The organism is Paracidovorax citrulli (genome assembly GCF_900100305.1).
Taxonomy (GTDB): Bacteria; Pseudomonadota; Gammaproteobacteria; order Burkholderiales; family Burkholderiaceae_C; genus Paracidovorax; species Paracidovorax citrulli.
On record NZ_FNEY01000036.1, the window covers coordinates 11,051 to 32,005 of the forward strand.

Genomic DNA, 20,955 nt, shown 5'->3' on the forward strand with positions numbered 1-20,955 from the left:
CCACACCGCGCCATGTCCGTCCGCCTCCTGCAGCGCCTGCTGCCGTCCTTCGCCCTCCTGGCCGCCTGCGCCCTGGGAGCGCCGGCTTCCGCCCAGCTGCTGTCCGAGCCCGCTGCCGGCATCTCCGGCGGCACGCCGGCCGGCAGCAGCACCGTCACCACGCCGCACGTGCGCGCCGAGCTGGTGGCGCACGCCCCCGACGGCGTGGGTCCGGGCAAGCCGCTCTGGCTGGGCCTGTCGATCACGCACCAGCCCGAGTGGCACACCTACTGGAAGAACCCGGGCGACTCCGGCCTGCCCACGCAGATCGAATGGCGCCAGCTGCCGCCGGGCATCGACGCCGGAGAGATCGCCTGGCCCGTGCCGCGCAAGATCCCCATCGGCACCCTGGCCAACTACGGCTACGAAGGCACGGTGCTGCTGCCCGTGCCCATGACCGTCTCGGGCGCGTTCTCGCCCGGGCCGCTCGCGCGCAATGCCACCTTCACCCTCCATGCCTCCTGGCTGGTCTGCCGCAAGGAGTGCATCCCCGAAGAAGGCACCTTCACCCTGCAGGTGCCCATCGCCAGCACCACCGCCATGCAGGCGCAGGATTTCGAGGCGGCGCGCCAGGCCCATCCGCAGCCGCTGTCCCTTCCGGCCGCCGCGGCCGCCGGCGGCACCCGCAGCCATGCGCGGGTGGAACGCGGCATGCTGGTGCTCACCGTCGCCGGCCTGCCCGAGGCGGTGCGCGGCAAGCCGATGGACTTCTTCCCCGAAACGCCCGGCATCATCGAAACCGCCGACGACGGCACGCAGGACTGGCAGGGCGACGTCTGGACCGCGCGCATGCCCCTTTCCGCCCAGCGCAGCGAAGGCCCCATGTCCCTGCCCGTCGTGCTCGCGCAGGGCGGCCGGGGCTGGCGCGCCGAACTCCCCGTGGAAGGCGGCTGGCCCCGGCCGGCGTCCCTCGCCACCGTCTCGCCCGCGCTGGAAGCCGCGCTGCGCGCGAATGCGCAGCAGGCCGCGCAGGCGCTCCCAGCCGCGGCCACCCCGGCCCCGGCCGGCGCACTGGCGGCCGCGCTGTTGGGCGCCCTGCTCGGCGGGCTGGTACTCAACCTCATGCCCTGCGTGTTCCCGGTGCTCGCCATCAAGGTGGCCGGGTTCGCGCGCCACGGGCAGGACCGCCGCGCCCACCGGCTGGGCGGCATCGCCTACACGGCCGGCGTGGTGCTCTCCTTCCTGGCCCTGGGCGGCGCCATGCTGGCGCTGCGCGCGGCCGGCGAAGCGGTGGGCTGGGGCTTCCAGCTGCAGTCGCCCGCCGTGGTGGCGGTGCTGGCCGCGCTGTTCACGCTGATCGGCCTCAACCTCTCCGGCATGTTCGAGTTCGGCCGCATGCTGCCCTCCTCCCTCGCCGGCCTGCAGGCGCGCCACCCCGCGGCCGACGCCTTCCTGACCGGCGTGCTGGCCGTGGCCGTGGCATCCCCCTGCACCGCCCCCTTCATGGGCGCCTCGGTCGGCCTCACGGCCACGCTGCCGGCCGCGCAGGCGCTGGCGGTGTTCGCCGCGCTCGGCGTCGGCCTGGCCCTGCCCTACCTCGCCGCGAGCTGGGTGCCCGCCGTCGCCCGCGCCCTGCCCCGCCCCGGCGCCTGGATGGACACGCTGCGCCGCTTCCTCGCCTTCCCGATGTTCGCCACCGTCGTCTGGCTGGTCTGGGTGCTCGGCCAGCAAAGCGGCATCGACGGCGCGGCGGCTTTGCTCGCGCTGCTCGTCGCGCTCGGCATGGTCGTGTGGGCCTTCACGCTCGCCGGCCGGGCCCGCATGGCGATGGCGCCGCTCTCGCTGGTCGTGTTCGCCGCCCTGGCCATGGCGGCCGTGCCGAAGATCACCGAAATGGCCCCGCCTGCGATGGCCTTTGCAGCCCCCGGCACATCCGGCGCGGCAGGCACCGCTCCCAACGCCGCGGCCTGGCAGGCATGGCGCCCGGGCCTCGCGGAAGAACTGCTCGCCCAGGGCCGCCCCGTGTTCGTGGACTACACCGCCGCCTGGTGCGTCACCTGCCAGTTCAACAAGAAGACCACCCTCTCCAGCGATGCCGTGCTGCGCGAGTTCGCAGGCCGCAACGTGGCCCTGCTGCGCGCCGACTGGACGCGCCGCGACCCGGCCATCACCGCCGCGCTGGCGCAACTGGGGCGCAGCGGCGTGCCGGTTTATGTGCTGCAGGCGCCGGGCCGGCGGCCGGTGGTGTTCTCGGAAATCCTGGGCGAGCGCGAATTGCGCACGGCGCTGGCGGCGCTCTGACGCCGGCAGCGCCAGGGCCGGCTGCGCCGGGAGCGGCGCGGCGATCGCGCCGCCGCGCTACGGGGCTGCCGCCTCGACGGCATGCGCGCCGCACGGCGCCGCTTCCGCCCGGCCCCCCTGCGCCATGCACGCATCCACCCACTGCACCACCTGCTGCGCCGTGGGCGTGCCCGCCCCCATCAGCAGGCGGTAGATGATGGGCGCCACCAGCGTGTCCAGCACGCAGTCCACCGAAGGCGTCGCCTGCCCGCGCGAGCGCGCACGCCCGACCAGCATGGTGATCTGCCCCGCGGTGATCTGCAGGCACTGGCAGGGCGCCGAGCCGTCGCCATAGCCGCTGGCGGTGAGCACGTCCTTCAGCACCTGGCGGCCCAGTTCGGACGACATCTCCTCCAGGAACTGCTCGCCCCAGGCCAGCAGGTCGCCGCGCACGCTGCCGGTGTCCGGCGGGTCGGCCTCGTCGCGCAGGCGCTCGATCGACACGTCCGCCAGCAGTTCGACCAGATCACCCCAGCGGCGGTAGATGGTGGACGGCGTGACGCCCGCCCGCGCCGCGATCTGCGGGATGGTGAGCGCATCGCGGCCGTGCAGCGCCGTCAGGTCGCGCACGGCCTGGTGCACGGCGGCCTGCACGCGGGCGCTGCGCCCGCCGGGGCGCAATCGGGAGGTGGCTGCAGACGTCGTCATGGACACCCATTCTAGAAGAGCGGCGCGAGCAGCCCATGCCGTAAAGCAAAGACTTTGCTTTAGTGCGAGAATCCGCTAACGCAAATTTTTAGCGTTAAAGCCATGCCCACCACCATCGCCCCTGCCTCTTCTGCTCCGCCCCTGGCCTGGCCCATGCGCCGGCTCGGGCCCGACGCCGCGCTGTGGCTCGCGGTGTCCGTGCTGATGATGTTCCTCGCCGCCTCCAGCGCGCCGTCGCCGCTGTACGCGATCTACCGCGAGATGTGGGGTTTCTCGGCCTTCAGCCTCACGGTGATCTTCTCCAGCTACGCCTTCGCGCTGCTCGCCGCGCTGCTGTGCTTCGGCGCGCTGTCGGACCACGTGGGCCGGCGCAGTGTCATCATCGCGGCGCTGGCGCTGGAGTTCGTCTCGGTGCTGGCCTTCTGGCAGGCCGAATCGGTGGCCTGGCTGGTCGCGGCGCGCGTGCTGCAGGGCGTCGCCACGGGCATGGCCACCAGCGCGCTCAGCGCCCTGCTGGTGGACCTGCACCCCGTGCGCGGCCCGCTCATGAACAGCGTGGCGCCCATGGTCGGCATGGCGATCGGCGCGCTCGGCACCAGCGTGCTGGTGCAGTATCTGCCCTCGCCCACGCACCTGGTGTTCGAGCTGCTGCTGGGGGTGATCGCGCTGCAGTGCGCCGCCGCCTTCTGGCTGCCCGAGACCGTGGCGCGCCGCCCCGGCGCCTGGCGCTCGCTGGTGCCGAGCATGCACGTGCCGCAGGCCGCGCGGGCGCCGCTGCTGCGCATCCTGCCGCTCAGCACGGCCGGCTGGGCGCTCGGCGGTTTCTACCTCTCGCTCGGCCCGTCGCTGGGCAGGCTGGTCACGCACAGCGCCTCGCCGCTCGTGGGCGGCCTGCTGATCACCGCGCTCGTGCTGCCCGGCGCCCTGGCGATCGGGGCCGTGCGGCAACGCCCGCCGCGTGGCGTGCTGCAGGGCAGCGCGGCGGCGCTCGCACTGGGCCTTGCCATCACGCTCGCGGGTGTGGCCTGGCACAGCCCGGCGGCGTTTTTCGGGGGCACGCTGGTGGCGGGCCTGGGCTTCGGCGCGGGCTTCAACGCCGCCGTGCGCTGCCTCGTGCCCATGGCCTCCGCGCAGGACCGTGCCGGCCTGATGGCCAGCTTCTTCGTGTTGAGCTACCTCGCCTTCAGCCTGCCCGCCATCGCGGCCGGCCTGCTCGCGGGCCTGTACGGGCTGCACGCCACGGCGCTGGGATATGGCGCGCTGCTGATCGCCCTGGCGGGCATGGCGGCGGTCACCGCGCGGCGCGCCTGACCGCTCCGGAGCCGGGTTCGCCGGGCGGGGCATCCAGCTCCCGGACCAGACGCATGCCCACCAGCGTGTACCGCGTCTCCGGGCTGTTCCAGTTGCGGTACGTGCAGCGCGCGTACAGCGGCCACGTGTGCCACGAGCCGCCGCGGCGCACGCGCACCGTGCCCGTGGCGGGGCCCTGCGGATCGTCGCGCGCCGACCGGGCGTAGGCATCGTCGGCATGCCAGTCGGACACCCATTCCCATACGTTGCCAGACATGTCGTGCAGTCCGAAGGCATTGGCCGGGTAGCCCGCCACCGGCGCGGTGAACGCATGGCCGTCATGGCCCGGCACGGCCTGGGCCTGCCAGCGCGGCCAGTAGGGAGCGGCGGCCTGGTCGAAGGTGTTGGCGTGGCGCGGGAGCGCCGCGGGGTCGTTCCCGTGCCCGTAGCGCGCGGCCTTGCCGGCGCGGCAGGCGTATTCCCATTCGGCCTCGGTCGGCAGCCGGTAGCGGTGGCCTTCGGTGGCGCTCAGCCAGGCCGCCATGGCGTGCGCGTCGTGCCACGTGATGTTCACCACGGGATGGTCGTCGCCCTGCGCGAAGCCCGGGTATCGCCACGAATAGCGCGGGCTGCGCCCCTCGAAGGCATCGCCGCGTGCGCTTTTGTCGGGATCGTAGGCAGGGTTGTAGCCGTAGCCGCCCGTGCCGTCGGCATCGGACTCGGCGCGGTAGCCCGAGGCTTCGACGAACCGCCGGAACTGCCCCACCGTGACTTCCGTCTGCCCCAGGTAGAACGCGCGGGTGATGCGCACGGTGTGCACGGGCGCCTCGTCGGCCAGGGCCGATAGCCGGCCCGCCTCCATGCCCGGGTAGTCACGCGCGAGGTGCTTCACCGACTCGTCGCTGCCCATCCGGAAACTGCCCGCGGGCACGCGCACGAATGGCATGCCCAGGGAATTGGTCCACACGGCGGGAGCGGCCGAAGGGGCCGGCGCCGGGCCCGCAGCGAGGGCCGCGGGCGACAGTGCGGGCAGTGACAGCAGGGCAATGGCAGCGGTGGCGCGCCCGGATGATGGCCACCGCGACGGCCGCAACGGCATCGGCGACGGCGACGCCACAGGCAGCAAGGCAGGCAAAGGCAACGGCAGACGCAGACGGCGAATGGCTAGCGGCATGCGGGCTCTCCAGCAACGGGCGAATCGCGGCGGCGAATGGCGCCTCGCGAAGATCCGCCAGTGTAGGGATGTCTGGCCGCCCCCTCACCGCCTCCTCTGCGCCCGGTGCCACACCGGCACCAGCCAAAGCGCCTGCACCGCCGCATACCCCGCCACCGCAAAAGCCAGGGCCAGCAGGGGCAGGCCCACGGCCAGCGGCGCGCCCAATGCGTGCATCCACGTGGCCATGGCCTCCACGCCGCCCGTGGCGGACCAGCCCTCCCAGGCCGGCAGCCGCTGCTCGCCCGGCAGCACCCAGGCGCCCACCTGGAACGCGAGGGCGTAGAGCGGCAGCGTGGACAGCGGGTTCGTGTAGAGCGTGGCCGCGGCGCCCGCCACCGCGTTGCCGCGCAATGCGGCGCAGGTGGCGACCGCGGCCGGGATCTGCAGTGGCCCGGGGATCAGCCCGCAGAACAGCCCCGCCGCCGCGCCGCGCGCCAGGGCTTCGCGCCGCAGGCAGAGCAGCTGGCGCCGCTCCAGCCAGGGGCGCAGCCGTGCGAGCGAGGGCCGGTCCATCAGCGCGCGGGTGGCCGGCTCCTGCCGGCGCAGCCAGCGGCGCACGCCGGTCATCACGCGCGCCAGCGGCTGCGCCACCCGCCCGGCCAGCGCCCCGGCGGTGCTCACAGGGCCACCGCCACCGCGGTGGCGGCGCCCCAGGCGCCGGTCAGGGCGGCCAGCAGGCCCACGTCGCGGTGCTCGTTGCCGCCGCGCCAGCTCATCAAGGTGGTGAGCGCGAACGCGGCGAGCAGGGTGGCCATCACGGCCTCGATCATCGTCAGATCCATGGTGTCGGTCTTTCTTCCGGATCAGGCCGCGCTCAGGCGCCCTTGCCCGGCAGGGCGGGAGGCGGGGTGCCGTCGCCGCCACCGCCGTCCTTGCCGCGCGACGTCCAGAGCGAGGCCACGATCGAACCGGCGATCAGCGCGCCCGTCACCAGCAGCGCATAGCCGATCGGGATCTTGTAGAGGTCGATCAGCAGCATCTTCGCGCCGATGAACACCAGCACCATCGCCAGGCCGTAGGCCAGCAGGTGGAAGCGGTCCGCCAGGTCGGCCAGCAGGAAGTACAGCGCGCGCAGGCCCAGGATCGCGAAGATGTTCGCCGTGAGCACGATGAACGGATCGCTCGTGATCGCGAAGATCGCCGGGATGCTGTCCACCGCGAAGATCACGTCCGTCACGCCGATCATGATCAGCACCACGAACAGCGGGGTGAACAGCTTCACGCCACCCACCACCGTGGTCATCTTCTCGCCGTCGAACGTGTCCGACATGCGGATGCGGCGGCGCAGGAACTTCAACACCGGGTTGGTGGAGATGTCCGGCTCCTGCCCCGCGGCGATCCACATCTTCACGCCCGTAATGACCAGGAACGCGCCGAACACGTACAGCAGCCAGTGGAACGTGGCCAGCAGCCAGGCGCCCGCCAGGATCAGCACCGTGCGCAGCACGATCGCGCCGATGATGCCGATGATCAGCGCGCGCTTCTGGTATTCCGCCGGCACGGCGAAGTAGCTGAAGATCATCAGGAAGACGAAGATGTTGTCCACCGACAGGCTCTTCTCCACCAGATAGCCGGTGATGAACTGCATCGATACCGTGTTGGCCACCTCCCGGCCCTGCGAGCCGTCCAGGTACCACCAGAGGATGGCGACGAACACGAACGCGAGCGAGAACCACAGCAGGCTCCAGCTCAGCGCTTCCTTCATGGTCACCTTGTGCGCGCCCTGGCGTTCCATGACCAGCAGGTCGATGGCGATCGCCACGACCACGAACAGGCCGAAGCCGGCCCACATCCAGGGGGTTCCGATCGTTTCCACCATGGTGTCAGCCCTCCCGGCGCCCGCGGCGCGTTGCAGTGGTCAGCGACAGGAACGACAACGAAAAAGCGCCGCGCCCGGCTGGCTCGGCGCCCGGCGGTGCGGCATGCGGCACCAGGGACAGTGGGTAGGTGGTCATCATGGCGGTCAATCAGGTTGGAATCGAAATGGAATGAACGGTGATGGGACAGGACAAACGGAATACGAGTCCGGACTGTCAGGCCTGCAGGCGCGGAAAGGAAGATAGCCCGGCCGTAAGATCACTTCGGTTTTTTCGAACTGTTTCGCTTCGTTGTCCTACAAAACATGAGCCAGAGCTTCAACTATCGGCACCTCTACTACTTCTCGGTGGTCGCCAAGGAAGGCGGCGTGGCCCGCGCCGCCGAGCGGCTCGACATGGCCGTGCAGACCATCAGCGCCCAGGTGCGCTCGCTGGAGAAAGACCTCGGCACCGCCCTGCTGCGCGCCGAAGGCCGCAACCTCGTGCTCACCGACGCGGGCGTGGCCGCCATGCACGAGGCCGACCAGATCTTCGCCCTGGGCGAGCAACTGCAGCACCGCGTGGCCGAAGCCGCCACCGGCCGCGTGCTGCGGCTGAACCTGGGGATCTCGGACGGCATCGCCAAGGTGGCCGTGCACCGCCTGCTCACCCCCGTGCTGGACGCCCCCCACCTGCGCCTGCTGTGCCACGAGGGCGAATTCCAGCCCCTGCTGGGGGAACTCGCCCTGCACAAGCTCGACGCCGTGCTGGCCGACCGCCCCGCCCCGCCCAACCCGGCCCTGAAGACCACCAGCCAGCTCCTGGGCACCAGCCCCATCGCCTGGTATGCCCCGCAGCAGTGGGCCGACGCCGCTGCCCGCGACTTCCCCCACAGCCTCGCCGTCGTGCCCGTGCTGCTACCGACCGAACACGCCGCGGCCCGCGCCCGCATCGACCACTGGCTGGAGCGGGAACGCATCCGGCCGCGGATTGCGGGGGAGTTCGAGGACAGCGCCCTACTGGCTACCTTTGCGAGCACCGGCATGGGCGTGATGCCCGCGCCGGAGTCGATGGGGGAGCATCTGGGGCGCACGCACGGGCTGGTGGCGGTGGGGACGACGGCGGACGTGCAGGAGCAGTTTCACCTGATCTTCAGTGCGAGGAAGGTGATGCATCCGTTGGTGGTGCGGTTGGTGGAGGGAGGGACGCTGGATTGAGAGGGATGCAGAGGACGGAATAACAGAACCAGCGCGCCCGCGAGACAACGAAGGAAAGAAAGCGCCGGATTCCGTCTTCGGACGAGGTGAGCGGTGGGCAGGGCCGCCCGAAATGCTGGGGGTACCAGAGATGCACGCGCGCCTGGTTCGCGACTTCGACGGTGATGCCCAGGTCGGACAGCACGGAATCCGCATGGGCCTGCGCGGCTTTTTCACCCGACTCGCTCAGGTCCTGGTCGTCGAAGTAGAAGAGGTCGTAGTCCTTGATGTCGGTACTGCGGGGCGGTTGGCTTGAAGGTTCCGGATGGCCTGGGTGCGGCTGCGCACCACCCAGTTCCTACATCTTGGCGTTCCAGTCCATGGCTAGGCATGGCTGGTGCCGTCAAGGCGACCGCAGCGGGCCAGTAGGCGATCCAGGGAACACGGATGCCGCCTTCTGTCAGGTCCATCTTCCCGCCGACCAGGGGTCAGTTGTCGGAGAAGCGTTCGCCGAATCAGGTCACTTGTCGCCAAGCGGCCATAGCCGGGCGAAATCGAACGAAAGTTGACGGTGGTGCCGGATGGACAGCAGATACACCGCCTCTTCGGCATCCGTGGCCACATACAACATCAGGTAATCACCATGCAGGTATTCCCGCAGCGCACCGGCAGCGCCCATCGGCAGCGCGGCAAGCTGGGCCAGGGCCTCGGTCGATTGCGGCGGGTTGCCCAGGTAACGCCTGCCTATGCGGGGAAAGCGCGCAAGGTTGGGAATGACGGTGGAACGCAGTTCAACCAGCAAGTCGTCGAAGGCAAAGGCAGCGTCTGCCTCCGTCAAGAATGCTTCCAGGGCGTCCAGCCGCTCCAGAAAACTGGCGGTCAGCTCGACCCGGTAGCTCGCCTCAGCCACGCTTTTTGGAGGCCTTGCCGGCAGTCAAGGCGGCGCGGCGTTGCTGGATCTGGGCGATGGCGGTGTCCGCGCCGCAGGTGCGTCCTGCCTCGATGTCGGCCAAGCCGCGCCTGGCATCGTCGATCAGCAGCAGGTGGATGTGCTCGCGCTCCAGGCGATGGTAGTAGTCGAGCCGGTCGGCGTCGATCAGTGCGACGTAGCTCTCGCCGTTCTTGGTGATGATCTTCTCGGCGCCCGCCTTGGCCTGGTCGGCCAGCTCGGACAGGCGGGAGCGTGCCTGGGTGAACGGTACGACATCGCTTGCGGAAAAACCCATGGTGCACCTCGGCTAGGGAGTCAGCAGAATTCTGTACAGTCTAACCCCGGCGGCCCGGCAAAGTGGGCCTACCGCGCCGGCATGTCCTTGTCCGTGTAGCAGAGGCTCACGGTCGCATCCCCCGGAATCGCCGGCATGGTCGCCTCCCACGCTTCCCAGGCCTGCACCATCTCCGCCAGCCGCCCAGGCTGCAGCGGCGCCAGGTTGGCCCGCTCGCGCTCGTCCTGGGCGAGGTTGAACAGGTAATCCACGCCATCCACCCGCAGGTATTTCCAGTCGCCGTGCCGCATGGCGCGCTGGCCGCGGTGGTTCATGCGCCAGAACAGGGGGCGGTCGGCGGTCCAGGCCGCGGCGTGCAGCAGCGGGGCCAGGGTCTGGCCGTCCCACGGGTAGTCCGGATGCGGCTGCGCGCCGCCCAGCTCCAGCATGGTGGCGCTCCAGTCCATGGTCAGGCAGGGCTGGGCACTGGTGCCGCCGGGGGCGATGGCGGCGGGCCAGTGGGCGATCCAGGGCACGCGGATGCCGCCCTCGGTCAGGTCCATCTTGCCGCCCACCAGGGGCCAGTTGTCGGAGAAGCGCTCGCCGCCGTTGTCGCTGGTGAAGACGACGAGGGTGTCGCGCTCCAGGCCGTGGGCGCGCAGCGTGTCCATGATGCGGCCGATGCCCTCGTCCATGTGGTGGATCATGCGGCGGTAGGTTTCCACGTTGCCGCCGGCCAGGTGGTAGATGGGCTGCTTGCTGTCGCGCAACTCGTGGGCCAGGGCCTCGTCGTCGCGGGTTTCCCAGGGCCAGTGCGGGGCGGTGTAGTGCACGCTCAGGAAGAACGGCGTGCCCTGCTCTTTTGCGCCGCCGGCCATGCGCGCGATGTAGTCCACCGAGTGGTCGGTGATGAGGTCGGTCAGGTAGCCCTCCTGGGCCTTTTCCTCTTCGCCGAACCAGAGGTCGTGCGTGCCGTTGGCGCCGCAGTGGGTGAAGTAGTCCACCCCGCCGGACATGGGGCCGAAGAATTCTTCGTAGCCCGACGTCAAGGGGCTGAAATGCGGCGGGTAGCCCAGGTGCCATTTGCCCATGAGGGCGGTGCGGTAGCCGGCGTCCTTGAGCAGCGAGGGCAGCGTGGGGTGGGCGGGCGGCAGGCCCAGGCGGTCGTTGCCGCGGGTGGCGGTGCGGATCGGTTCCTCGGCCGCGCCGCGCAGGCGGTATTGGTAGCGCGCCGTCATGAGCGCGAAGCGCGTGGGCGAGCAGACGGGCGAGTTGGAGTAGCCCTGGGTGAGCTTCAATCCGCCGGCGGCCAGACGGTCCAGCACGGGCGAGACGGGGCCGAAGGCGGCATCGCGCCCGCCGTAGCACCCCAGGTCGGCGTAGCCCAGATCGTCGGCGACGATGAAGACGATATTGGGCCGCGGTGCGGCGCGGCCCGTGGGAGTATTCACCGGTGCGGCGCTCACGGGCGGTATCCCGAGTTGCGGATCACGGGCTCCCACTGCTTGCGGTAGGCGGCGATGCTCTGGCGCGTCTGCGCGGGGGTGCTGGCGACGGGGTCCAGGTGGTTGTCCTTGAACTGCTTTACGACCTCCTTGTCCTGCATCACCTTGTGGATGGCCGCGGCGTAGCGGTCCACCTGCGCGGCGGGCATGGAGCGCGGCGCGAACAGGGTGTTCCAGCCGGAGGCGGCCAGGTCCACGCCGGACTGCCGCAGCGTGGGCACCTGGGGCAGTTCGGGCAGGCGCTGCTCGCTGGAGACGGCCAGCAGGCGCAATTTGCCGGCCTCGTGCTGGGGCTGCAGGGCGTCCAGCGTGTCCACGGCCACGGGGATCTGGCCGCCGATCAGGTCGGTGATGAGCGGGGCCGATCCGCGGTAACCCACGGCCTCGGCGGCGATACCGGCCTTCTCCCCCAGCATCAGCGCGAAGAAGTGCGGCAGGCTGCCGGTGGCGGGCACGCCGATGTTGGCCGAGCGCGGGTTGGCGCGCATCCAGGCCAGCAGGTGCTGCATCTCGCGCACGGGCACCGCGGCACCCACGGCCACGCCGAAGACGTAGTTGTTCACTTCGCTCACGGGCACGAAATCCTGGTCGGGCTGGTAGCCCGCGTCGCTCACCACCAGGGGGGAGACGACCATCACCGCGGGGTTGGCCAGCAGCAGCATGGGCTGGTTGGGCGGCGCGTTCTTCACGTACTGGGCGGAGATGCGGCCACCCGCGCCGACCTTGTTCTCGACGATGACGGGGGTGCCGAGCACGCGCTGCAGCTTGTCGCCGACGATGCGGGCGACGCGGTCGCTCGATCCGCCCGGGGCGTAGCCCACGACGATGCGCAGGGGGGTGTCCTGCGGCTGGGCCAGCGCGGCGCCCGCGCCCAGGGAGGCGGCTGCGCCCAGCAGGGCCGGGCGGGCCAGGGTGTTCAAGAGGAATTCGCGGCGCAGGGTCATGGCGGAGCACTCCATCGGCAGGGATGGCAGGCACTGTACGCAGCGGCCTCACAATTGTTCAAATCAACCCCGATGAGGACATTCCCGCATGGCGACGCGCACCTCCCGTCCTGCCGCCCGTTCCGCTCCCTCCTCCCCGTCCGCCCCGTCGGGCCCTCCCGCAGGCAATCCGCTGGCGGCGCCGGCCCAGCCCGGCGACCTGCTGCTGTACCGGCTGGTGAAGCTGGCGGCGGCATCGGGCCGCCTCGTCACGCGGCTGTGCGAGCGCAGCCACGGCATCACGCGCCGCGAATGGGGCGTGGTGATGTGGCTGGCGCAGGAGCCGGGGCTGCAGCCCTCGGTACTGGCGGTGCGGCTGGAGCTGGACCGCGCCCGGGTGTCGCGGGCGATCGGCTCGCTGGAGGACAAGGGCCTGGTGCAGCGCAAGGCCCTGGCGGCCGGCCGGCCGGCAGCGCTGCACCTGACGGAGGCCGGGGCACGGCTGCATGCCGCCCTGTGGCCGGAGGTGCGGGCCATCAACCGGGACCTGGCCCTGAGCCTGGACGCGGAGCACCTGGAGGCCCTGGACCGCAGCCTGGCGCGGCTGCAGGAGCGGGTCGCGCAGCTGGAGCGGCAGCCGGCGGGCGCGGCGCCGTTTCCGCCGCGCAGCGGGGGCGCGCGGACCGGCGGGCGGCGGGGTGCGGCACCGGGCGGCGGGCCCGCGGCTTGATCTGGGGCAAGACCGGCCGGGCCGCGGGCGCAGGGCGGCGGCGGGCCCTGCGACAATGCCCGCCATGAGTTTCGCCCCGCTCCAGAACGACACCTTCCTGCGCGCCTGCCGGCGCCAGGCCACCGACTACACGCCCCTGTGGCTGATGCGCCAGGCCGGCCGCTACCTGCCCGAATACAAGGCCACGCGCGCGCGCGCGGGCAGTTTCATGGGGCTGGCCACCAACGTGGATTACGCGACCGAGGTCACGCTGCAGCCTTTGGAGCGGTTTCCGCTGGATGCGGCGATCCTGTTCTCCGACATCCTGACGGTGCCGGACGCGATGGGCCTGGGCCTGTCGTTCGCCGAGGGCGAGGGTCCGCGCTTCGCGCGTGTGGTGCGCGACGAGGCCGCCGTGGCCGAACTCGCCGTGCCGGACATGGAGAAGCTGCGCTACGTGTTCGACGCCGTGACCTCCATCCGCCGGGCGCTGGACGGCCGGGTGCCGCTGATCGGTTTTTCCGGCAGCCCCTGGACGCTGGCCTGCTACATGGTGGAAGGCTCTGGGTCAGACGACTACCGGCTGGTGAAGACGCTGATGTATTCCCGGCCGGACCTGATGCACCGCATCCTGGCCATCAATGCCGACGCCGTGGCGGCCTACCTGAACGCGCAGATCGACGCGGGCGCGCAGGCGGTGATGGTGTTCGACAGCTGGGGCGGCGTGCTGGCCGACGGCGCCTTCCAGGAGTTCAGCCTGGCCTACACCACGCGCGTGCTGGCGCAGCTGAAGCGCACCGGCGTGGACGGCACCGACGTGCCGCGCATCGTGTTCACCAAGGGCGGTGCGCTGTGGCTGGAAGACATGAAGGGCCTGGACTGCGAGGTCCTGGGCCTGGACTGGACAGCCAACCTGGCCCGCGCCCGCGCGCTCGTGGGCGGCGCGGTGGGCGGCCCCGGCAAGGCGCTGCAGGGCAACATCGACCCGAACGTGCTGTTCGCGCCGCCGGAGGCGATCGCCGCCCAGGCGCGCGCGGTGCTGGACCGTTTCGGCGCCCCGCATACGGACCGCGGCACCACCGGCCCCACGCACATCTTCAACCTGGGCCACGGCATCAGCCAGCACACGCCGCCGGAGCACGTCGCCGCCCTGGTGGAGGCGGTGCATGGCCACTCGCGGGCGATGCGCGCGGCGGCGGGCACGGGCCGCGCCTGAAGCGGGCAGCCGCGCGCCGGCCCGGCCGTACGGTGCACGGCCGGGCATCCACCGCACCCTGACTTATGCACACCGCCGGCACCAGGGCGGTGCAGCCGTGCTGCCTGCGACTGCGCGGCGTGGCGGCGCTGGTGATTTCTTCAAACGGCGCCAAGTCGTTGATTCATATGGGAAGCAGGGCCGCTGCCGAATTTCCGGGCAGCGTGACGGAAGCCCGTGTTTTCAAGGGCCTGCGCGCGGTACGCAGTGGATATCAACAAAGTTATCCACAGAAACTCTGGATTTCTCCAAAACCCTCGTCAAATCAAGCACTTGCCGGGTGAACCGAAGGCAGAACCGCACCAGGAAGCCCCCTCCTACCACAATCCAGAGGGCTGCGGAACTCTTGACAAGGCCACTTATGCACACTCCGGCGCATGCGGCGGCGCAGCAATCCACAGGCTGGAGCCGAAGACGGAACTTGAAACAGTTCGCCCAACAGCATTGATTTAAAAGGCTTTTTTCTTCACCCTGGGAACAGCGGAACACCATCGCGCGCGGCAGCTGTGCACCGCCTGCCCCCTGGATGTACCGGGATGCCCACAAAGTTATCCACACCCCGGCCCGAAAACCTTCCGTGCACCCGGCGGCCGCTTGCGGCAGACTCGGGCGCCGCCCTGCACTTGCCTCCGTCCCTTCCGTGTCCCAACCCCTGTCCCGCGTCCCGTCCGATGCATCGCCACCCGCCGCAACCGACGGCGGCGCGATCGTCTCGGTCGCCGTCCAGACGCCCGCGCACAGCGCGGTGGGCGGCCCGCTGAGCTACGCGAGCGCGCATCCGCTGGAGCCGGGCACGCTGGTGCGGGTGCCCCTGGGCACGCGCGAAGTGCTGGGCGTGGTGTGGGATGCGCCGGCCGATGCGCCGGAGCTGCCGCGCGGCGCCGCGGTGCGGCCGGTGGCGGGCGTGCTGGAGGGGCTGGCGCCGCTGGACGCCGCCTGGCGGCGGCTGGTGGCCTTCGCGGCGCGCTACTACCAGCGGGCGTTGGGCGAGGTGGCGCTCGCCGCCCTGCCGCCGCAGTTGCGCGACCTCACGCCCGCGCAGCTCGCGCGGCGCCTGCGCCGCGCGCCGGCCGCCACCGCCGGGGAAGCCGCGCCGCCCTATGCACCCGAGCCCCACGCCCTGAGCGCCGAACAGCAGGCGGCCACGGACGCCATCGCCGCCCGGCCCGGACCCTTCCTGCTCTACGGCAGCACGGGCAGCGGCAAGACCGAGGTGTACCTGCGCTGCGTGCAGCAGGCCCTGGCCGCGGATCCCTCCGCCCAGGTGCTGGTGATGGTGCCGGAGATCAACCTCACGCCGCAGCTGGAGGCGCGGTTCCTCGCCCGCTTCGCGCCACTCTACGGGGCGGACAGCGTGGTGTCGCTGCACAGCGGCATGACCCACCCGCAGCGGCTGAAAAGCTGGCTGGCCGCGCATGCCGGCCAGGCGCGCATCGTGCTGGGCACGCGCATGGCGGTGTTCGCGAGCCTGCCGGGCCTGGCGCTCATCGTGGTGGACGAGGAGCACGACGCGAGCTACAAGCAGCAGGAAGGCGCGCGCTACTCGGCGCGCGACCTGGCCATCTGGCGCGGGCGCGAGCAGGACGCGAAGGTGATCCTCGGCTCGGCCACCCCGTCACTGGAGAGCTGGCACGCGAGCCGCCCGCCCACGGACGGTGACCCCGGCGGGCGCTACCTGCGGCTGCACATGCCCAGCCGGATCGGCGCGGGCGCGCTACCGCGCGTGCGGCTGGTGGACATGGCGCAGCAGCCGCGCGGCGCCGTGTTCTCGCCGCCGCTCGTGGCCGCCATCACCGAGCGCGTGGAGCGCGGCGAACAGTGCCTGGTGCTGCTCAACCGCCGCGGCTTCGCCCCGGTGCTGCACTGCACGGAGTGCGGCTGGAAGAGCGACTGCCCGCACTGCAGCGCCCACCAGGTGTTCCACAAGATCGACCGCTCGCTGCGCTGCCACCACTGCGGCTTCGCGCAGCGCGTGCCCTACGCCTGCCCCGGCTGCGGCAACCCGGACATCGCGCCGATCGGGCGCGGCACCGAGCAACTGGAAGAGCAGTTGGCCGCGCTGCTGCGCAACGTGATCACGCCGGAGCGCCGCGCCGCGCGCGTGGCCCGCATCGACGCCGACACCACGAAAGCCAAGGGCGCGCTGGAAGAACAGCTCGCCCAGGTGCATGCGGGCGAGGTGGACGTGCTGGTGGGCACGCAGATGGTCGCCAAGGGACACGATTTCCGGCGCATCACGCTGGTGGCGGCGGTACAGCCGGACGGCGCGCTGTTCTCCAGCGATTTCCGGGCGCCCGAGCGGCTGTTCGCGCTGCTCATGCAGGCGGCGGGCCGTGCGGGCCGGGACGCGGGCTACGTGGCCGCCCAGGGTGGCGCCTGCGAGATGTGGGTGCAGACCTACCACCCCGACCATGCGGTGTACGCGGCGCTGCGCCGGCACGACTATCCGGCCTTCGCCGCGCGGCAGCTCGCCGAGCGCGCCGAGGCCGCCATGCCGCCCTTCGCATTCCAGGCGCTGGTGCGTGCCGACGCGCGCACGCAGGAGGTGGCGCAGACCTTCCTGGCCGCCTGCGCCGAGGCGGCCCGGCAGGCGGGCCTTCCGGGGCTGGAGCAGGTGACGGTGTTCCCGCCCGTTCCCCTGGCGATCCAGCGCGTGGCCAACGTGGAGCGCGCGCAGATGCTGCTGGAGAGCCCGAGCCGCGCGGCGCTGCAGCGCTTCCTGGCGGCCTGGCAGCCGCTGCTGCATGCCTGCCGCGCGGACCCGGCGCACCGGGGGCTGGTGCGGTGGCTGGTGGACGTGGATCCGCTGGCGATCTGAGCGGGCCGCGGCCGGCCGGCCGAGGATCAGTCGGCGTGCGGCCGGGGCCCTTCCCGCCAGGCGATGAGCGCCTCGCGCTGCTCCAGGTGGCGCACCACGCGCTCCAGGCGGGCCTGCGCGTCCAGCAGCCGGGCGCGGTCCACGCCGTGCAGGAACAGGACGTCCTCGCCGTGCGCGCTGGTCAGCTGGCGCAGGCTGTCTGCGGCCGATGCCACGGCGCCGTGCTCGATGATGCCCTGCGGGCTCGCCCGCATCAGATCCGCCAGGCGCGCGAGCGCCTGCGCCACATGGTCACGCACGGCCGGCTCGCCCCCGGTGGGGGGCACCGGGGCGCGGCCTTCCTCGGCACGGCGCAGCGCGGTCCACGAGGACTCCGCGGTCTCCGCGCCCTGTGCGGCCCCCGTGGCGGGCCGGCGGGCGGGGGGAGCGAAGGAGCGCATCGACGCGCTCAACAGGGATTCCAGCACCGGGTCCAGCGCGCGCATTTCGCCGCGGGCCTCGCGCCAGAGGCGTTCCTGCGTCTGGTCGCGCCGGCGGTCCAGGCGCGACGTCAGCTCGCCGCTGATGTCGCCCATCAGCGCCTTCCAGCCGCTCCAGCCCAGTTCGCTGAAAAAGCTCTGCCCGGCCTGCTGCATCACCCCGCCCGGGGAGTTGGGCGGCTCATCGCCGTCGGGCACGCCGTACTGGCCGCGGACGATCGAGGCGAACTGCAGACCGGCCGCGGAGGCCACCGCGCCAATCACCACGTTGCCGCCCACGCTGCGCACGAAGAAGTCACGCGCGGCATGGAACGCGCCGGCGCTCGTGCGAAGCGCCTCGCCCAGCAGCGGCACGGATTCCTGCGCCACGTTCCAGGCGAAGCCGGGTAGCCGCCGGGCATCCCGCCACTGCAGAGGCGCCTGGGTGTCGTCGGGCAGCGCCAGACGGAACAGGTTGACGCGCTGCGTGCCGCCCACGAGGTCGGACACTGCCACCTGACCGGTGCGCGGCAGGGCCTTCGTCGTTTCCAGCACCACCTTGTTCACCGCCGACGCGGTGCCCGAAGCCACCGCGCCGAAGCCCAGGGCGCTCAGGGGCGATGCCAGCGTCTGCTCGTTGCTCAGGCTGCGGCGTATGGCGTTGGCGCCGGCCGTGAGCACCGGCTTGAGCAGCGCGGCCTCGGCCTTGCCGTCCATGAGCTTCTGGCGTGTCTCCACGAGTTTGCGGCGGTCGAACGCGCCGCCGCGCAGGGCATTGCGGGTGGGCCGGTCCACGCTTTCCGTGGTGGAGGCCCGGCCCACTTCCGAATCCCGCGCGGGGCGCCAGAAGCGCTTGGCGCCCTCGGCGGTCACTTCCAGCTGCACGGGCGCCGGGTCGGGGACCAGCACCTTCGGATCCACCGCCTTGAAGCCCGGCATGTTCGCCACGCGCGAACGGCGGTCCATGGCCGGCACCAGAATGGATTCCGTGACGTAGTTCACCATGCCGGCCACCAGCCCGCCGTACACGGCCGGCCAGATCTTGGAGGCGGTGTCCCCGTCCTTGTTGTCGCGCAGCGTCGAGATGGCGCCACCCGAGGGCGTGCGCGAGGCAGAGGTCATGAAGCCCTTGAGGCTTTCGTAGGCGATGGCCACGGAGGCACGCTGCCATCCCACGGGCTGCATGTCTTCGCGGAAGTGGTAGCCCCCGGTGGCGCCATAGGCCTTGTGGCGCTCCAGGAGGCGGTCCGCGGCCCACTGGACGTATTCCGCCTCCATCTGGGCCTGCACCTCCGCGCGGTCCCGCACGTCCTCGGCCAGCGGCATGGCCCCGAGGTGGGCCATGACCTGCATCCGCAGATGGACGACGGACAGGTGCGTACCGTCGCCTTCGCCGCCGCTGGCCTCCTGGGCGGCGGCCTCGCGGTCCACGCCGCGCCGCTCCACCGCGTCCAGGTCCAGGGATGACCCCGAATTGCTGAGGGAAAAATCCTCGACGTTCGGCCGCTCGCGCTGCGAACTGCGCAGGTTCGACAGGCCCGGTTCACCGGAGAAATCCAGCGACTCCAGGCGCGCGGAAAAATAGCGTGAACTGCCACCGGTCTCCGACGGCAGGGACGCCCGCCGGAGGGACGCCGAGCCGTCGAGGCCGGCCGCGCGGGCCTGCCTCTCGGCGGAGAGCGCCGCCAGCGCCTGGGGCGGCACCAGGCTGCGGGACGGCGGTCCGCCTTCCCGCCCCGGCGCGCGCGCCGAAGACTCGCCGGCGTCCTGGAGCCGGTCGGAACGGCTTTGCGTGCCGCGCAGAAGCGCCTGTTCGGAGCCTCGGATCACGGCGCCGCTCCCGCGGCCGGCGCGGCGGCGGGAACGGCTGCGGGAGCGGCGGTGGGAGCAGCGCCGGAGGCCCGGGAGTCATCGGGCGGCACCAGCGCGTCCAGGGCGGCACGTGCCAGCAGGTGGCCGCGGTCCATGTCGGCTGCCACGCGGGCGGCGTCGTGGCGGGCCTGCAGCGGCCTCAGGCCCAGCAGCCCGCCGTCTTCCATCAGGCCCAGCAGCCAGCCTTCGCCGCCGAGCAGGTGCTCCTGCACGCCCAGCAGCCGCGGAACGTCCAGCCCGCCCAGCTCGGCGGCGGCCAGCGGCAGCAGGACTTCGGGGTAGGCGGCCCAGCGGTCTCCGTCCCGGCGGACGTGGATGCGGCACAGCAGGCCCGAGGGCCCCACGAAGGGCTCCCCGGACCGCAGCGACTCCAGGATGCCGGGCGGCATGCCCAGGTGGGACCCTATCTGAGAAAGATACGTCCGTGCGGCCACGGAGTCGGGCTGCGCCAGGGCAGCGGAAGGGGCGGTCATGGTGGAACTCCTGATTCACGAAGGCGCCGCAGGGGGGCGCCTTGCAACGCCGCCAATATCGTGAAATCACGTAACGCACCGATGACGGGGCCGAAGCCGGCCACGGGAATGCGAAGCGCTCAGGCCCAGAGGGCCACCGCCGCAGAAAAGCTCAGGAAAGCCAGCACGGTGGACACCAGGATCACCCGGGCGATGCGCCCCGTGTGCGCGCCGAAGCGCTCTGCCAGCAGCGAGACGTTGCTGGCGCTCGGCAGCGCCGCCGCGAGGATCAGCGCGGTGTGCGCCGGCGCGGACAGCGGCGCGCCCGCGGCGATCGCCGCATGGCCCACGCCCCAGACGAGCACCGGATGCGCCACCAGCTTGGCCAGCGCCGCGCCCAGGCCGTCCCGGGGGCGCAGGGCCTCTTCGGGATGCGCGGCCATGGCCGCTCGCGCCAGCACCGCGCCGATGGTGAACAGCGCCACGGGCGCCGCCGCATCCGCCAGCAGCCCCACGGTGCGTTCCACGGGCCCCGGCAGGGCCACCTGCAGCCCGGAAGCCAGCGCGCCCAGCGCGATCGACCAGGGCATGGGATTGGCAGCGATGCCGCGCAGGGCCCGCCCCAGTGCCGCCCGCGCGCCTTCGGCGCCCGGCTCGCCCCCTCCGCCCAGGCGCGACAGGCCGACGCAGACCGCCGTGGTCACCACCATGTCCAGCAGCATCGTGAGGATGACCGGCCCCGCGGCGGCCGGCCCGAGCAGCGCCACGAGCAGCGGCACGCCCATGAAGCCGGTGTTCGGGAACGCCGTCGCCAGCGCGCCGAACGCCGCATCGTTCCAGCCCAGCCGGCGGTGCGTGAGCGCGATGGCCGCGGCCACCAGCGCCAGGCCGCAGGCCAGATACACACCCGCCGCCGCGGGATCCAGCAGCTCGGCAATGGGCGTGCGCGCGCCGAAGCGCAACAGCATGCACGGCAGCGCGAAGAACAGCACGAAGGCGTTCAGCCCCGGGATGGCCGCCAGCGGCAGCCGGCCGGCGCGCGTGGCCAGGTACCCGCACAGCACGAGCGCGAAGAAGGGAAAGGTGACGGCCAGCACGGAGAGCACGGGGCATTCTCGCAGCCCGGCATCGATCTCCGGGCCCGGGGGCCGCTGTCCTGGTCCCGGCCCGACTGTAGGACGCCGCCGCAACGCCGCCCGCGTTTGCGAACCGCCCGTTATCATCGGCACCCGCCTTCCCCGGTCCGGGCCGCTTTCCGCCGTCCGCTGGTGGAACGCGTCCCCCTGCCCGCCC

At 71.9% G+C, this 20,955-nt stretch carries 21 protein-coding genes and 1 pseudogene; 7 read left to right on the plus strand and 15 right to left on the minus strand.

The genetic code is table 11. From position 1 onward, the window contains the following. Positions 1 to 12 precede the first annotated feature (12 nt). A complete protein-coding gene (locus BLR99_RS19180) occupies positions 13 to 2,280 on the plus strand; it encodes a protein-disulfide reductase DsbD family protein (protein WP_170838066.1) in 2,268 nt (755 codons plus the stop codon). A 57-nt stretch (positions 2,281 to 2,337) separates the two neighbouring features. Here BLR99_RS19180 and BLR99_RS19185 read toward each other — a convergent pair whose 3' ends face one another. Next, a complete protein-coding gene (locus tag BLR99_RS19185; protein ID WP_011797467.1) occupies positions 2,338 to 2,967 on the minus strand; it encodes a TetR/AcrR family transcriptional regulator in 630 nt (209 codons plus the stop codon). Between the two features lie 102 nt (positions 2,968 to 3,069). Between BLR99_RS19185 and BLR99_RS19190 the strand changes: the two genes are divergently transcribed. Further along, entirely contained in the window at positions 3,070 to 4,278 is a 1,209-nt protein-coding gene (locus BLR99_RS19190; protein ID WP_011797468.1) for an MFS transporter, read from the plus strand. Here the strand turns inward: BLR99_RS19190 and BLR99_RS19195 are convergent. From BLR99_RS19195 to BLR99_RS23705, 5 genes are all read right to left on the minus strand, one after another. After that, entirely contained in the window at positions 4,259 to 5,431 is a 1,173-nt protein-coding gene (locus BLR99_RS19195; RefSeq protein ID WP_011797469.1) for a formylglycine-generating enzyme family protein, read from the minus strand. The two genes, BLR99_RS19190 and BLR99_RS19195, sit on opposite strands and share 20 nt — an antisense overlap. 84 nt (positions 5,432 to 5,515) lie before the next feature. Beyond that, positions 5,516 to 6,094 (minus strand): DUF2062 domain-containing protein, encoded by a 579-nt coding sequence (locus BLR99_RS19200; RefSeq protein WP_011797470.1) that lies wholly within the window; start codon positions 6,092 to 6,094, stop codon positions 5,516 to 5,518. Continuing rightward, positions 6,091 to 6,255, minus strand: a complete 165-nt coding sequence (locus tag BLR99_RS23210; protein ID WP_158533562.1) for a hypothetical protein — start codon at positions 6,253 to 6,255, stop codon at positions 6,091 to 6,093. Before BLR99_RS23210 ends, BLR99_RS19200 begins: the two co-directional genes overlap by 4 nt. Before the next feature lie 32 nt (positions 6,256 to 6,287). Beyond that, a complete protein-coding gene (locus tag BLR99_RS19205) occupies positions 6,288 to 7,292 on the minus strand; it encodes a TerC family protein (RefSeq protein ID WP_011797471.1) in 1,005 nt (334 codons plus the stop codon). Between the two features lie 4 nt (positions 7,293 to 7,296). Further along, positions 7,297 to 7,431, minus strand: coding sequence for a hypothetical protein (locus tag BLR99_RS23705; protein ID WP_258868849.1), 135 nt, complete (start codon positions 7,429 to 7,431; stop codon positions 7,297 to 7,299). Between the two features lie 164 nt (positions 7,432 to 7,595). Here BLR99_RS23705 and BLR99_RS19210 point away from each other — a divergent pair, with 164 nt between their 5' ends. Beyond that, positions 7,596 to 8,486 (plus strand): LysR family transcriptional regulator, encoded by an 891-nt coding sequence (locus BLR99_RS19210; protein WP_074687440.1) that lies wholly within the window; start codon positions 7,596 to 7,598, stop codon positions 8,484 to 8,486. Here BLR99_RS19210 and BLR99_RS23795 read toward each other — a convergent pair. The 6 genes and pseudogenes from BLR99_RS23795 to BLR99_RS19235 all read right to left on the minus strand — a co-directional run bounded on the left by BLR99_RS23795 (position 8,422) and on the right by BLR99_RS19235 (position 12,119). Further along, positions 8,422 to 8,820 (minus strand): nucleotidyltransferase family protein, encoded by a 399-nt coding sequence (locus tag BLR99_RS23795; protein WP_083369995.1) that lies wholly within the window; start codon positions 8,818 to 8,820, stop codon positions 8,422 to 8,424. The two genes, BLR99_RS19210 and BLR99_RS23795, sit on opposite strands and share 65 nt — an antisense overlap. A gap of 6 nt (positions 8,821 to 8,826) precedes the next feature. Continuing rightward, positions 8,827 to 8,977, minus strand: a pseudogene (locus tag BLR99_RS23550) (twin-arginine translocation pathway signal protein); the annotation flags it as partial. A gap of 8 nt (positions 8,978 to 8,985) precedes the next feature. Next, positions 8,986 to 9,375 (minus strand): type II toxin-antitoxin system RelE/ParE family toxin, encoded by a 390-nt coding sequence (locus tag BLR99_RS19220; protein WP_011797473.1) that lies wholly within the window; start codon positions 9,373 to 9,375, stop codon positions 8,986 to 8,988. After that, the gene (locus BLR99_RS19225) at positions 9,368 to 9,691 is read right to left on the minus strand and encodes a type II toxin-antitoxin system Phd/YefM family antitoxin (protein WP_011797474.1); all 324 of its coding nucleotides are present in this window, start codon (positions 9,689 to 9,691) and stop codon (positions 9,368 to 9,370) included. The genes BLR99_RS19220 and BLR99_RS19225 overlap by 8 nt, the downstream gene beginning before the upstream one ends. Positions 9,692 to 9,759: 68 nt before the next feature. Further along, positions 9,760 to 11,121: a sulfatase family protein gene (locus BLR99_RS19230; RefSeq protein WP_011797475.1), complete on the minus strand. Its 1,362-nt coding sequence runs from the start codon at positions 11,119 to 11,121 to the stop codon at positions 9,760 to 9,762. 11 nt (positions 11,122 to 11,132) lie between these two features. Continuing rightward, on the minus strand, positions 11,133 to 12,119 hold the full coding sequence (locus BLR99_RS19235) for a Bug family tripartite tricarboxylate transporter substrate binding protein (RefSeq protein ID WP_011797476.1): 987 nt from the start codon (positions 12,117 to 12,119) through the stop codon (positions 11,133 to 11,135). 88 nt (positions 12,120 to 12,207) lie between these two features. On the opposite strand from BLR99_RS19235, the gene BLR99_RS19240 reads away from it, so the two are divergent. From BLR99_RS19240 to priA, 4 genes are all read left to right on the plus strand, one after another. Beyond that, positions 12,208 to 12,828: a MarR family winged helix-turn-helix transcriptional regulator gene (locus tag BLR99_RS19240; RefSeq protein WP_011797477.1), complete on the plus strand. Its 621-nt coding sequence runs from the start codon at positions 12,208 to 12,210 to the stop codon at positions 12,826 to 12,828. Between the two features lie 64 nt (positions 12,829 to 12,892). Further along, positions 12,893 to 14,023: a uroporphyrinogen decarboxylase gene (hemE, locus tag BLR99_RS19245; protein ID WP_041827623.1), complete on the plus strand. Its 1,131-nt coding sequence runs from the start codon at positions 12,893 to 12,895 to the stop codon at positions 14,021 to 14,023. A gap of 65 nt (positions 14,024 to 14,088) precedes the next feature. Continuing rightward, complete coding sequence (locus BLR99_RS22795; protein WP_011797479.1) at positions 14,089 to 14,346, plus strand: hypothetical protein; 258 nt, start codon at positions 14,089 to 14,091, stop codon at positions 14,344 to 14,346. A gap of 242 nt (positions 14,347 to 14,588) precedes the next feature. Continuing rightward, the gene (gene priA / locus BLR99_RS19250) at positions 14,589 to 16,880 is read left to right on the plus strand and encodes a replication restart helicase PriA (RefSeq protein WP_011797480.1); all 2,292 of its coding nucleotides are present in this window, start codon (positions 14,589 to 14,591) and stop codon (positions 16,878 to 16,880) included. A gap of 26 nt (positions 16,881 to 16,906) precedes the next feature. Here the strand turns inward: priA and xopF2 are convergent, their stop codons facing one another. The 3 genes from xopF2 to BLR99_RS19265 form a co-directional block, all read right to left on the minus strand. Then, positions 16,907 to 19,168, minus strand: a complete 2,262-nt coding sequence (gene xopF2 / locus BLR99_RS19255) for a type III secretion system effector XopF2 (RefSeq protein ID WP_011797481.1) — start codon at positions 19,166 to 19,168, stop codon at positions 16,907 to 16,909. Then, on the minus strand, positions 19,165 to 19,683 hold the full coding sequence (locus BLR99_RS19260) for a hypothetical protein (RefSeq protein WP_011797482.1): 519 nt from the start codon (positions 19,681 to 19,683) through the stop codon (positions 19,165 to 19,167). Before BLR99_RS19260 ends, xopF2 begins: the two co-directional genes overlap by 4 nt. A 119-nt stretch (positions 19,684 to 19,802) precedes the next feature. Beyond that, on the minus strand, positions 19,803 to 20,768 hold the full coding sequence (locus BLR99_RS19265; protein WP_011797483.1) for an AEC family transporter: 966 nt from the start codon (positions 20,766 to 20,768) through the stop codon (positions 19,803 to 19,805). Positions 20,769 to 20,955: the final 187 nt, after the last annotated feature.

What these genes read in the sequence shown, in the direction of transcription:
- BLR99_RS19180 (WP_170838066.1), top strand. Translation starts at nt 13, where the DNA reads ATGTCCGTCCGCCTCCTGCAGCGCCTGCTGCCGTCCTTCGCCCTCCTG.
- BLR99_RS19185 (WP_011797467.1), bottom strand. Translation starts at nt 2,967, where the DNA reads ATGACGACGTCTGCAGCCACCTCCCGATTGCGCCCCGGCGGGCGCAGC.
- BLR99_RS19190 (WP_011797468.1), top strand. Translation starts at nt 3,070, where the DNA reads ATGCCCACCACCATCGCCCCTGCCTCTTCTGCTCCGCCCCTGGCCTGG.
- BLR99_RS19195 (WP_011797469.1), bottom strand. Translation starts at nt 5,431, where the DNA reads ATGCCGCTAGCCATTCGCCGTCTGCGTCTGCCGTTGCCTTTGCCTGCC.
- BLR99_RS23210 (WP_158533562.1), bottom strand. Translation starts at nt 6,255, where the DNA reads ATGGATCTGACGATGATCGAGGCCGTGATGGCCACCCTGCTCGCCGCG.
- BLR99_RS19205 (WP_011797471.1), bottom strand. Translation starts at nt 7,292, where the DNA reads ATGGTGGAAACGATCGGAACCCCCTGGATGTGGGCCGGCTTCGGCCTG.
- BLR99_RS23705 (WP_258868849.1), bottom strand. Translation starts at nt 7,431, where the DNA reads ATGATGACCACCTACCCACTGTCCCTGGTGCCGCATGCCGCACCGCCG.
- BLR99_RS19210 (WP_074687440.1), top strand. Translation starts at nt 7,596, where the DNA reads ATGAGCCAGAGCTTCAACTATCGGCACCTCTACTACTTCTCGGTGGTC.
- BLR99_RS19225 (WP_011797474.1), bottom strand. Translation starts at nt 9,691, where the DNA reads ATGGGTTTTTCCGCAAGCGATGTCGTACCGTTCACCCAGGCACGCTCC.
- BLR99_RS19235 (WP_011797476.1), bottom strand. Translation starts at nt 12,119, where the DNA reads ATGACCCTGCGCCGCGAATTCCTCTTGAACACCCTGGCCCGCCCGGCC.
- BLR99_RS19240 (WP_011797477.1), top strand. Translation starts at nt 12,208, where the DNA reads ATGGCGACGCGCACCTCCCGTCCTGCCGCCCGTTCCGCTCCCTCCTCC.
- hemE (WP_041827623.1), top strand. Translation starts at nt 12,893, where the DNA reads ATGAGTTTCGCCCCGCTCCAGAACGACACCTTCCTGCGCGCCTGCCGG.
- BLR99_RS22795 (WP_011797479.1), top strand. Translation starts at nt 14,089, where the DNA reads ATGCACACCGCCGGCACCAGGGCGGTGCAGCCGTGCTGCCTGCGACTG.
- priA (WP_011797480.1), top strand. Translation starts at nt 14,589, where the DNA reads ATGTACCGGGATGCCCACAAAGTTATCCACACCCCGGCCCGAAAACCT.
- BLR99_RS19260 (WP_011797482.1), bottom strand. Translation starts at nt 19,683, where the DNA reads ATGACCGCCCCTTCCGCTGCCCTGGCGCAGCCCGACTCCGTGGCCGCA.